This window comes from Variovorax sp. 01T432 (assembly GCF_056398605.1).
On sequence record NZ_JBFTPS010000069.1, the window covers coordinates 19,359 to 30,431 of the forward strand.

General features: G+C 66.0%; 9 protein-coding genes. 6 read left to right on the forward strand and 3 right to left on the reverse strand.

Annotation, left to right across the window (positions count from 1 at the left end; genetic code table 11):
* Positions 1-37: 37 nt before the first annotated feature.
* Complete coding sequence (locus tag AC1DNF_RS31745) at positions 38-1,129, reverse strand: tartrate dehydrogenase (RefSeq protein ID WP_478152637.1); 1,092 nt, start codon at positions 1,127-1,129, stop codon at positions 38-40.
* Positions 1,130-1,314: 185 nt separating this feature from the next.
* Between AC1DNF_RS31745 and hemE the strand changes: the two genes are divergently transcribed.
* The gene (gene hemE, locus AC1DNF_RS31750; protein ID WP_478152638.1) at positions 1,315-2,418 is read left to right on the forward strand and encodes a uroporphyrinogen decarboxylase; all 1,104 of its coding nucleotides are present in this window, start codon (positions 1,315-1,317) and stop codon (positions 2,416-2,418) included.
* 369 nt (positions 2,419-2,787) lie between these two features.
* Positions 2,788-4,899: a replication restart helicase PriA gene (gene priA, locus AC1DNF_RS31755; protein WP_478152639.1), complete on the forward strand. Its 2,112-nt coding sequence runs from the start codon at positions 2,788-2,790 to the stop codon at positions 4,897-4,899.
* 39 nt (positions 4,900-4,938) lie between these two features.
* On the opposite strand, the gene AC1DNF_RS31760 is transcribed toward priA, so the two are convergent.
* Positions 4,939-5,148 carry a hypothetical protein gene (locus AC1DNF_RS31760; protein ID WP_478152640.1) on the reverse strand — a complete coding sequence of 70 codons (210 nt, stop codon included), beginning with the start codon at positions 5,146-5,148 and terminating at the stop codon, positions 4,939-4,941.
* A 203-nt stretch (positions 5,149-5,351) separates the two neighbouring features.
* On the opposite strand from AC1DNF_RS31760, the gene AC1DNF_RS31765 reads away from it, so the two are divergent.
* Entirely contained in the window at positions 5,352-6,011 is a 660-nt protein-coding gene (locus AC1DNF_RS31765) for a hypothetical protein (RefSeq protein ID WP_478152641.1), read from the forward strand.
* On the opposite strand, the gene AC1DNF_RS31770 is transcribed toward AC1DNF_RS31765, so the two are convergent.
* Positions 6,008-7,018, reverse strand: a complete 1,011-nt coding sequence (locus tag AC1DNF_RS31770; protein ID WP_478152642.1) for an AEC family transporter — start codon at positions 7,016-7,018, stop codon at positions 6,008-6,010. The two genes, AC1DNF_RS31765 and AC1DNF_RS31770, sit on opposite strands and share 4 nt — an antisense overlap.
* Positions 7,019-7,190: 172 nt before the next feature.
* Between AC1DNF_RS31770 and AC1DNF_RS31775 the strand changes: the two genes are divergently transcribed.
* From AC1DNF_RS31775 to AC1DNF_RS31785, 3 genes are read left to right on the forward strand one after another with little or no spacing between them, the layout of a single operon-like run.
* Positions 7,191-9,290, forward strand: coding sequence for an ATP-dependent helicase (locus tag AC1DNF_RS31775; RefSeq protein ID WP_478152643.1), 2,100 nt, complete (start codon positions 7,191-7,193; stop codon positions 9,288-9,290).
* Positions 9,287-9,751, forward strand: coding sequence for a hypothetical protein (locus tag AC1DNF_RS31780; RefSeq protein ID WP_478152644.1), 465 nt, complete (start codon positions 9,287-9,289; stop codon positions 9,749-9,751). Before AC1DNF_RS31775 ends, AC1DNF_RS31780 begins: the two co-directional genes overlap by 4 nt.
* Positions 9,752-9,783: 32 nt before the next feature.
* On the forward strand, positions 9,784-10,905 hold the full coding sequence (locus tag AC1DNF_RS31785) for a phospholipase A (RefSeq protein WP_478152645.1): 1,122 nt from the start codon (positions 9,784-9,786) through the stop codon (positions 10,903-10,905).
* Positions 10,906-11,073 lie beyond the last annotated feature (168 nt).

Sequence of the window (11,073 nt, forward strand, 5' to 3'; positions counted from 1 at the left end):
CTCCGTGTCGTTGTTGATGCGTGGGCGGGCGGGCGGCTCAAGCCGCGCGGCGCTGGCCCTGGCCGGCTGCCAGGCACTCGCAGACGGCCCGTGTGACGTCCGCCGTGGTGGCACTGCCGCCGAGGTCGCGGGTGTGAAGCACGGGGTTGGCCGTGGCGTGCTCGATGGCCTGCATCAGGCGAGCGGCGACCGCCGTCTCGCCCAGGTGTTCGAGCAGCATCACCACAGACCAGAAGGTGCCGACCGGATTGGCCAGGCCCTTGCCCATGATGTCGAAGGCCGAGCCATGGATGGGCTCGAACATCGACGGGTAGCGGCGCTCGGGGTCGATGTTGCCCGTCGGTGCGATGCCCAGGCTGCCGGCCAGCGCGGCTGCGAGGTCGCTCAGGATATCGGCGTGCAGGTTGGTCGCGACGATGGTGTCGAGCGAGGCCGGGCGGTTCACCATGCGCGCGGTGGCGGCGTCGACGAGTTCCTTGTCCCAGCTGACGTCCGGAAACTCCTTCGAGATCTGCACGGCGATCTCATCCCACATCACCATCGCATGGCGCTGGGCGTTGCTCTTCGTGACGACGGTCAGCAGCTTGCGGGGCCGCGACTGGGCCAGCTTGAATGCGAAACGCATGATGCGTTCGACGCCGGCGCGCGTCATCATGCTGACGTCGGTCGCCGCCTCGATGGGATGGCCCTGGTGCACGCGGCCACCGACGCCGGCGTACTCGCCCTCCGAGTTCTCGCGCACGATCACCCAGTCGAGCTGCTCGGGCGTGCAGCGCTTCAGCGGACCGTCGATGCCGGGGAGGATGCGGGTCGGCCGGACATTGGCGTACTGGTCGAAGCCCTGGCAGATCTTCAGGCGCAGGCCCCACAGCGTGATGTGGTCGGGGATGTGCGGATCGCCGGCCGAGCCGAACAGGATGGCGTCCTTGTCGCGCAGGGCCGCGAGGCCGTCGTCCGGCATCATCACGCCATGCCGGCGGAACCAGTCGCCGCCCCAGCCGAAGTCCTCGAATTCGAAACGCAGCGCGCCATCGGCCGCGGCCAGGGCCTGCATCACCTCTCGGCCGGCGGGTATGACCTCCTTGCCGATGCCGTCTCCGGGGATGGTTGCGATTCGGTATGTCTTCATGGGGCGGTCCTGCGCTCGAGAATGGAAAGGATCGCCGACTTTAGGAACTCGACGGGCTGATGACGCAGCACTGGATTCAAGCCGCCGTTAACCTGGGTTCAACAATCAACCAGCCCGCAAGCTTGTGAAGCTGCGCCGCTGCCGTCGAATAGCGCCGGCGCAAGCCGCCCTGCGACAATTGCGCAATGCCCTTCGCGCCTCTCCAAAACGACACCTTCCTGCGCGCCTGCTGGCGACAGGCGACCGATCACACGCCCGTCTGGCTGATGCGCCAAGCCGGACGCTACCTCCCTGAATACGTGGCGACACGGGCCAAGGCGGGCAGTTTCATGGGCCTGGCGACCAACGTCGACTTCGCCACCGAAGTCACGCTGCAACCGCTCGAACGCTTCCCGCTCGACGCCGCGATCCTTTTCTCCGACATCCTCACGGTCCCCGACGCGATGGGCCTCGGCCTGTCCTTCGAGGCTGGCGAGGGCCCGCGCTTCGCACGCCCGGTACGCGATGAAGCGGCGATCTCGGCGCTCGAGGTGCCGGACATGGAGAAGCTGCGCTACGTATTCGACGCCGTGGCCTCGATCCGCCGCGCGCTCAAAGGCCGCGTGCCGCTGATCGGCTTCTCGGGCAGCCCGTGGACCCTGGCCTGCTACATGGTCGAGGGCGCGGGCTCGAGCGACTACCGACTGGTGAAGACGCTGCTCTACAGCCGCCCCGATCTCATGCACCGGCTGCTCACGGTGAACGCCGATGCGGTCGCTGCCTATCTCAATGCGCAGATCGACGCCGGCGCGCAGGCCGTGATGGTGTTCGACAGTTGGGGCGGCGTACTGGCCGACGGCGCCTTCCAGGAATTCAGTCTGGCCTATACCGCGCGCGTGCTGGCGCAATTGAAGCGCGAAGGCGCCGACGGGCAGCCGGTACCGCGAGTCGTGTTCACCAAGGGCGGCGGGCTGTGGCTGGAGGAGATGCGCGCGCTCGAATGCGAAGTGTTGGGCTTGGACTGGACGGTCAACCTGGGCGCTGCCCGCGCCCTCGTGGGCGAAGGGCCCAGCGGGAAGGCGCTGCAAGGCAACATCGATCCCAACGTGTTGTTCGCGCCGCCGACGCGGATCGAAGCCGAGGTGGCGAAGGTGCTGCGAAGTTTCGGCAAGCCGCACACGGATGCATTGGCGCCCGGAGCCACGCATATCTTCAATCTGGGCCACGGTATCAGCCAATTCACGCCGCCGGACCACGTCGCGGCGCTGGTCCACGCAGTACATGCCCAATCGCGTGCGCTGCGCATCTGAGTATTGTTATCGGATGTAAGCAAACGAGATCGCCTGCTTTGCATTTGTCAAGGGCGGAAAAGGTAAGGGCCGACTGACTTATGCACAAAACGGCTGTTGCGGTGCGCAAAATTATCCAAGGCCTTGTGGCCCGTGCTCCTAAAGCGATAGCGACGCTAAGTTGTTGATTTATATGGATTTCGAACTTTGCTTTTTTTGCGGGCATTCCAGTCGGAGCCTTGATTTTCAAGGGCTGGCGACGAGTCGAGCCGGGATATCAACAAAGTTATCCACAGAAAATCTGGACGGCCCACAAAGTGCAGAGAAATCAACAACTTAGGCCGTTTTGCTCAAAGCAGCGTTAAGAAATCCACAAAGCTGGAGCCAGCCTTGAACTGGTGCATCGACGTCGCAATCCAGACGCCGGCACACAGCGCACTAGGGGATGTACTGAGCTATGCCAGCGCGGTGCCGTTGGCGCCGGGGACACTGGTGCGCGTGCCACTGGGGCGCCGCGAGGTGCTGGGCGTGGTCTGGGGGGCGCGTGCGCAAGATGCGAATTCGGCGCCAGCCATGGAACTCAAGGCAATCGGCGCGGTACTGGATGCCCTGCCGCCGCTGGCCGACGCGTGGCGTGACATGGTCGCGTTCGCCGCGCGCTACTACCAGCGTTCGCTCGGCGAGATCGCGCTGGCCGCGCTTCCACCCCATCTGCGCGATCTCAGCGCGGTGCAACTGGCCCGCCGGCTCAAGCGACAGGCCTCGTCGGTGGCAGCAGGTGCCGCCGACGAGGCGCCGGCGGGCGTTGAGCTCAGCACGGAGCAGGCAGAGGCACTGGCCAGATTCGACGCCGAACCCGGCCCCTTTCTGCTGTTCGGCAGCACGGGTAGCGGGAAGACGGAGGTCTACTTGCGCAGCGTGGCAACGCTGCTGGAACGGGACCCGGCCGCGCAGGCCCTGGTGATGGTGCCGGAGATCAACCTGACGCCTCAGCTTGAAGCGCGCTTCAAGGCTCGTTTCGACGCGAAGTTCGGCGTCGGCGCGGTGGTTTCCCTGCACAGCGGCATGACGAACCCGCAGCGCCTGACCAGCTGGCTGGCGGCGCATAGCGGCGCGGCGCGTATCGTGCTTGGCACGCGCATGGCGGTGTTCGCCTCGATGCCGGCGCTGAAGCTGATCGTGGTCGATGAAGAGCACGACCCGAGCTACAAGCAGCAGGAAGGCGCGCGCTACTCCGCGCGAGATCTCGCGGTGTGGCGCGGCCAACGCGAAAGCGCCAAGGTCATTCTGGGATCGGCCACGCCCTCGCTCGAGAGCTGGCATCAGAGCCGTCCGCCTGAAGGACAGGACGCAGGCGGGCGATATCTGCGCCTTTCAATGCCCTCCCGCGTCGGTTCGGGTGCACTGCCCGCCGTACGGATGGTCGACATGAACCTGCAACCGCCCAGGACTGTGTTGTCGGGGGTGCTGCTCGACGCCATCGGGCAGCGCATCGCACGCGGCGAGCAGAGCATGGTGTTTCTCAACCGGCGGGGCTACGCGCCTGTGCTGGCCTGCGGCGACTGCGGCTGGAAGAGCGAGTGTCCGCACTGCAGCGCCTACCGCGTGTTCCACAAGATCGACCGCACCTTGCGTTGTCATCACTGCGGCTTCACCGAACGCGTGCCGCGCGCCTGCCCGGCATGCGGCAACCCGGACATCGCACCGGTGGGCCGCGGCACGGAACGGCTCGAGGAACATCTGGGCGAGCTGTTCGCCAGCGTGCAGCGCCCCGACGGCAGCGCGGTGCGCATCGCACGTATCGATGCCGACAGCACGCGCAAGCAGGGCGCCCTTGAATCGCAGCTTGCCGCGGTGCATGCGGGCGAGGTCGACGTGCTTGTGGGCACGCAGATGATCGCCAAGGGACACGACTTCCGTCGCGTCACGCTGGTGGCGGCCATCAATCCGGATGGCGCGCTCTTCTCCAGCGATTTCCGGGCGCCGGAGCGGCTGTTCGGCCTGCTGATGCAATCGGCGGGGCGGGCTGGACGTGACGCCGCATACCTTGCGACGCAGGGCGCGACGGCCGAGATGTGGATCCAGACCCATCATCCGCAGCATCCGCTGTTCGAGGCGCTGCGCCGCCACGACTATGCGGCTTTCGCCCAACGCGAACTCGAGGACCGAGCCGCCGCCGGCATGCCGCCGTTCGCCTATCAGGCACTCTTGCGCGCCGATGCCCGCTCGCAAGAGACTGCGCAGGCCTTTCTCAATGCGGCTAGTGCCTCGGCGCAGATGCTGGAGGCCGCAGACCGGGTGACGTGCTATCCGGCCGTGCCGCTGGCCATCCAGCGCGTGGCCAATGTCGAGCGCGCGCAGATGCTGGTCGAAAGCAGGTCGCGCGCAGCCCTGCAGCGATTGCTTGCAGGCTGGCAGCCACTGCTTCACGAGCTTCGCCGCCAACCGGAGGGCAAGGGAGTGATCCGCTGGCTGGTCGACGTGGACCCGCACAGCATCTAGGCAGACAAGGCCCGCCGGGTCGACGGAGGCCGACTCGCGTCAGCGCAGGCCCATCGGCTGCTTGCCCATCTCGACGTAGCGCAATTCAGTGCGCCGGCGGCGGCCAGCAGTGTGCGGCCATAGAAAGACCAGAAGGCTCATCGCGCCAATCAACAACGCGCCGCCGACACCCAGGTCACCATGTGTCCACAACCAACCCACGCCGATGAGCCAGACCGCCCAAAGCACTCCGCGCATCAAAGTCGTCATCGCGTACTCCTGGTTTGTGACACCACTGTAGCAGGCTCTTGAAAACGGAAGCATTAGTCAAAAGCAATAGTTAACACTATCCACTGCGCATTGGCCCGCGCGTGTAGGAAATACTCTGAAGTCGCTACGGGTCGCCGACTGACGCGGTTAACAAAGCTGTGCAACAGTTGGGGCTCGTCCGAGCTCATGCAGAAGGAATCGCCGTGAAGACGCCGTCCAGGATCTTGTTGGGGGTTTGGGTTGCTTGTGCGGCGGCCGGCTCGCAGGCGGCCGAGCTCGAGCTCGAAGGCAGTCGCCTCGTGGTGCGAGGCATGCTGGATGGCAGCGCGATCAAGGACTTCGCGGCTCATCTGGCGAGCGGCCAGGTGCGGACGGTGGTGTTCGAGAACTCGTTGGGCGGCACGGCCCAGGTCGCGGGCGAATATGCGCGCGCAATCAGCGCCGCCTCGGTCAATACGGAAGCCAAGGGCCAATGCCACGCCGCATGTGCATATGCGTTCCTCGCGGGCAAGGAACACCGCTTCGGACGCGGGTTCCAGATCAATGGCCTGCTGATCCCGGTTTCGGCACGTCCTCAACCCGGCGAACTCACCAGCCGCTGGCAGGGCGAGGGCGTCTACAGGACATTGGCCGAATTCACCACCCCGCACAGCGAAGCCCAGGCCACCTCCGCGGCCACTGCCGGTCCCGCACCCAAGGAGAGCTGGCGGCCCGACCGGGGCGTGCTCTTCACGTCCACGCCCACGCTGTTCGGCCGCGTCTACAACACCTACTATTGCGACGGCAACCAGGGGCGGGATGTCTCGCGCTGCGAGGCGCTGTCGGACGCCGACCCCTACAAGCTGGGCGTCCTCACGCCTTAGCGCAGCCAGCCGGCAACCGCCGGGAAGGTGAAGAAGGCGGCCACGGTGGTCCAGAGGATGATGCGGGCGATGCGGCCGTTGTCCGCACCGAAACGCTCGGCCAGCATCGACACATTGCTGGCGCTCGGCAGCGCCGCCACGAGCACGATGGCGACCAGCGCCGGCTGTCCCAGCGGCAATCCGAGCGCCATGACGCCCCTGCCGGCGGCGTAGATCAGCAAGGGATGCGCCACCAGCTTGACAGCCGCCACGGGCAGCACGTCACGCAAAGGCGCCAGCTGAGGCGCCGGCGCCGCGCTCCCCATGGCGTTGGCGACGACCGCGCTCGCGCGATGCTCACGGGCCAGCAAGGCAGAACGCGCCAGTACGGCGCCGATGGTGAACAACGCGACCGGCGATGCCGCATCGCCCAGCATCGCGATCGTGCGGTCGAGCGGCCCCGGCAGGCCGAAGCGCGTGGCCGACACCAGGGCGCCGAGGAGGATGGCCCACGGCATCGGGTTCTGCAGGATGCCTCTGAGCGCCTGGCGAGCCGCCTTGGCCGCTCCATGCTCGTCCGCGCCATCGAGGCGCGAGAGAGCAATGCACAACGAAGAGGTCACGACGAGGTCGAAGGCGATCGTGATGATCATTGGCGAAGCGGCCTGGGTGCCGAGGATCGCCACCAGCAACGGAACGCCCATGAAACCGGTGTTCGGGAAAGCAGCCACCAGCGCACCGAAGGCGGCATCGTTCCAGCCGATGCGCGGGTTGCGGCTGAACGCGACCGTGGCGCCAACCACGGCCAGCGCGCCCGCGCCCCACACCAGCGCCACGCCGGCATCGAGAAGCTGCCCGATCGGCGCGCCCGCGCCGAAGCGAAACAACATGCAGGGCAATGCGAAATAGAGGACGAAGACGTTCAATCCGGGGATGGCCGGCAGCGGCAACGCGCCGGCACGCGCCGCCGTATAGCCGGCGGCGATCAATGCGAAAAAGGGGATTGTGACGAGGAAGATCTGGAGCACGCGGCGATTGTCGACGTTGGCATCGACGTTCTGGCGCCGACTGCGAGGCGACGTACTGCCGCCTGTATTTCCCGGGTGCGCACATGAGCACACATGTCTAACACAGCCATACATACCAGTGGAGGTGACGACGGCCCGTATCATTGCCCGCTTTGCGCCTTCCGTTCGCTCAATGTCCTCTGGCCTCAACCTCGCGCAACAAGAAGCTGTCAACTACATGCATGGCCCCTGCCTCGTGCTCGCCGGCGCGGGCTCGGGCAAGACGCGCGTGATCACGCACAAGATCGCGCGCCTGATCCAGGCCGGCGTCGAGCCCAAGCGCATCGCGGCCATCACCTTCACTAACAAGGCGGCCAGCGAGATGCGCGAGCGCGCCAAGGGCCTGATCGGGCGGGACGCGAAGCACGTGGTGGTCTGCACCTTCCACGCGCTGGGCGTGCGCATGATGCGCGAGGATGGCGCCGTGCTGGGTCTGAAGCCGGCCTTCAGCATCCTCGACAGCGACGACGTGACGAAGATCCTGAAGGATGCCGGCGGCACCACCGACGCGGCAACCGCACGCATCTGGCAGTGGACCATCAGCAAGTGGAAGAACATGGGACTGAATGCCGCGCAGGCCGAGGCGCAGGCGGCTGACGACAACGAGCGCATCACGGCCCGCATCATGGCGCACTACGAAGAGCGCCTGGCCGCCTACCAGAGCGTGGACTTCGACGACCTGATCGGCATGCCGCTCAAGCTGCTGCAGCAGCATGACGAGGTACGCGCGAAGTGGCAGGCCGCGCTCGGCCACGTGCTGGTGGACGAGTACCAGGACACCAACGCGACGCAGTACGAAGTGCTGAAGGCGCTGGTCGGCGAGCGTGGGCGCTTCACCGCCGTGGGTGACGACGACCAATCGATCTACGGCTGGCGTGGCGCAACGCTCGACAACCTGAGGAAGCTGCCGATCGACTATCCCAACCTGAAGGTCGTCAAGCTCGAACAGAACTACCGCAGCACCAGCGCCATCCTGCGCGCCGCGAACAACGTGATCGGGCCGAACCCGAAGCTCTTTCCCAAGACACTCTTCAGCGAACTCGGCGAAGGCGAGCCGGTGCGGGTGGTCGATGCCGACAGCGAGGCGCACGAGGCCGAGCGCGCCGTGGCCCGCATCCAGAGCCTGCGGGCGGGCGATGCCACCACGCAAGGCGCCCAGCACAAGGAGTTTCGTGACTTCGCGATCCTCTACCGTGCCAATCACCAGGCACGGGTCTTCGAGCAGGCCCTTCGCAAGGCCCAGATTCCTTACAAGGTGTCGGGCGGACAGAGTTTCTTTGACCGCGCGGAGATCAAGGATCTTTGCGGCTGGTTTCGCCTGTGGGTCAACAACGACGACGATCCCGCCTTTCTGCGCGCGGTGACCACGCCCAAGCGCGGCATCGGACACACCACGCTGGCCAGTCTCGGGACCTTCGCGAGCCAGTACAAGCTGAGCCTGTTCGAGGCACTGTTCTCATCCTCGCTGCCGAGCGTCGTGCCCAAGCGTGCACTGGAAGGCCTGCATGAGTTCGGGCGCTACATCAATGACCTCGAGTACCGCGCCCGCCGCACCGTGGGCGCGGAGGACGCGCGCGCCTTCCTCGCCGAATGGCTGAAGGAAATCGACTACGAGAAGCATCTCTACGACGGCGAGGACAGCGAGCAGGTCGCCGCGAGCCGATGGACCAACGTGCTCGAGTTCTGCGACTGGATGTCGCAGCGCTGCGGCGGGCAGATCGACGACGCTTCCGGCGCAACGGTCGAGAGCGAACGCAAGAGCATGCTCGAAGTGGCACAGACCATCTCCCTACTGTCGACCATCAGCGAGCGGGAAAAGGACCAGGACGTCGTCACGCTGTCCACGCTGCATGCGTCCAAGGGACTCGAGTGGCCGCATGTGATGCTCGTCGGCGTGACCGAAGGCCTGCTGCCCTTCAAGCTGGACGACGATGGCGGCAGGCAGGAGAAAGTCAGCGAGAGCACGCTGGAACGACTACAGGAAGAGCGCCGATTGATGTATGTCGGCATCACGCGCGCGCAGCGCAGCCTGGCCGTGAGCTGGACCAAGCGGCGCAAGAAAGGCCGCGAGATGGTCGCCGCCCAGCCGAGCCGCTTCATCGCTGAAATGGCCCTCGACAAGACGACGGCCAAGGAAGACCCGCGCGAGAAGCTGAAGGCCTTGCGGGCCGAGTTCGCACGCAAGGCCCAGGACAACGCAGCCGCGGCGGCGGCCGCCGCGGGAGCACCATGAGGGTCCGGATCGCGTGCGTTCTGATCGCCGCCTGGGCCGCGTGCGGCGGCGCTGCGGCACAGGGCACAGCCATGCAGCCCATCCCTGCAGCCCCCTGCCCCACGGACGGCCGCGACGTGCCGCTCGAGGCGCTGTTCGGTAGTTGGGAAGCCCGCTTCGACGGGATTCCCGGCATCGCGAAAGTGCGGCTCTCCCGGCACCCCGAATACGCCGGCGTGCGAGGTACCGTCACCCGTGACCGTGGGACCGCGCCGCCATCGGTCGCGCAACTTGCGGGCGACATCGACGATGACGGCGTCCTCAACATCGACGAATCACAGGATGGCCGCAGCATCAGCCGCGTCTGGACGGCCGAATTGCAGTCCGGCTCCTGCGGCAGGGCCTTCAAGGGGACATGGCGTGATGCTTCCGATGGAAGCACGCACCCCCTCTTGCTCAACAAGACTGGCAGCTGGCAATGAAGACATGGACCATCGCCGTCACGGCACTGCTCATGGGTCTGGGCGCCGCGGGCGCGCAGGCACAGCCTGCCGACAAACCGGCCAGTCCCCTGGCCAGCGCCCAATTGACATGGCAGCAGTGCCAGAAGTTGGACGCGAACAAGGAGGCACGGCTGGCATGCTTCGACCGTTGGGCGCAGCAGCAGACGCTGCCCGCCCAGGCGGTCCCCGCAGCGCCGCCGGCACTCGCGGCCGCCCAGTTGCCACCGCCGGTCGACGCCGCCCTGCCTGCCACGCGCGTGGTGACCGTCACGACGGAGCAGGGCTGCCGAGATCGCCAGTACTCGGAACTGTCACGCTTCTGGGAGCTGGAAAATGGCAGCGACTGCGGCACCTTCAACTTTCGTGGATACCGGCCGCTGAACGTCTCATTCTCCGCGGCCACCCATGCGCCGCAGACCCCCACCTCGCCGGCGCCGGACCACACCGGCACGGACATCGCCTACCAAGCCAATGAGATGCGTATCGGCCTGTCGGTGCGCACCAAGCTCGCGCAGGGCCTGTTGACGCAGGGCGAGCCGGCGAAAAAGGATTCGCTGTGGTTCGGGTACACGCAGCAGTCGACATGGCAGCTCTTCAATGGTGGCATCTCCCGGCCCTTTCGAACCACTGACCATGAGCCTGAGCTGATCTATGTCTATCCAACCGACGTGAAGCTTCCGGGCGATTGGCGTTGGCGCTATGCGGGGCTCGGCCTAGTGCACCAGTCGAACGGCCAGAGCCTGCCCTATTCGCGCAGCTGGAATCGCGTCTATCTGATGGGCGGCGCGGAACTGGGCGACGAATTCAGTATCACGGGGCGCATCTGGAATCGCCTGTCCGAGAACGCCGCCACCGACGACAACCCCGATATCTCGAACTACATCGGGCGCGCCGAACTCACCGGTCGCTGGAACCTCAACCGAGACAACACGCTCGGCATTACGGTGCGCAACAACCTGCGCGACAGTGGACGCGGCTCCGTGCGTCTCGAATGGCTGACCGCGGTCGGCGACTCGGTGCGCAGCAACCTGCGCTTCCATACGCAGTTGTTCTACGGGTACGGCGATACCCTGGTGGACTACAACCGCAAGCGCACGGTACTCAGCATCGGCCTGAGCTTGGTGGACTTCTAGTCTGAAGTTCCACGCCCCTTCAGACGAGATTCCCTTGTGATTCAAGCACTTGCCTGAATTTGCGGGGCTGGTTTCTGTCTACGGCGTGATGGCCTGCGCGAGCGCGAGGGCGCGCTGATGCAGAGGCTGCGCGGTGGTGACGATGTCGAAGGTCGGCGCATCGGGCGC

What these genes read in the sequence shown, in the direction of transcription:
- AC1DNF_RS31775 (WP_478152643.1), top strand. Translation starts at nt 7,191, where the DNA reads ATGTCCTCTGGCCTCAACCTCGCGCAACAAGAAGCTGTCAACTACATG.
- AC1DNF_RS31785 (WP_478152645.1), top strand. Translation starts at nt 9,784, where the DNA reads ATGGGTCTGGGCGCCGCGGGCGCGCAGGCACAGCCTGCCGACAAACCG.
- AC1DNF_RS31745 (WP_478152637.1), bottom strand. Translation starts at nt 1,129, where the DNA reads ATGAAGACATACCGAATCGCAACCATCCCCGGAGACGGCATCGGCAAG.
- AC1DNF_RS31780 (WP_478152644.1), top strand. Translation starts at nt 9,287, where the DNA reads ATGAGGGTCCGGATCGCGTGCGTTCTGATCGCCGCCTGGGCCGCGTGC.
- AC1DNF_RS31760 (WP_478152640.1), bottom strand. Translation starts at nt 5,148, where the DNA reads ATGACGACTTTGATGCGCGGAGTGCTTTGGGCGGTCTGGCTCATCGGC.
- hemE (WP_478152638.1), top strand. Translation starts at nt 1,315, where the DNA reads ATGCCCTTCGCGCCTCTCCAAAACGACACCTTCCTGCGCGCCTGCTGG.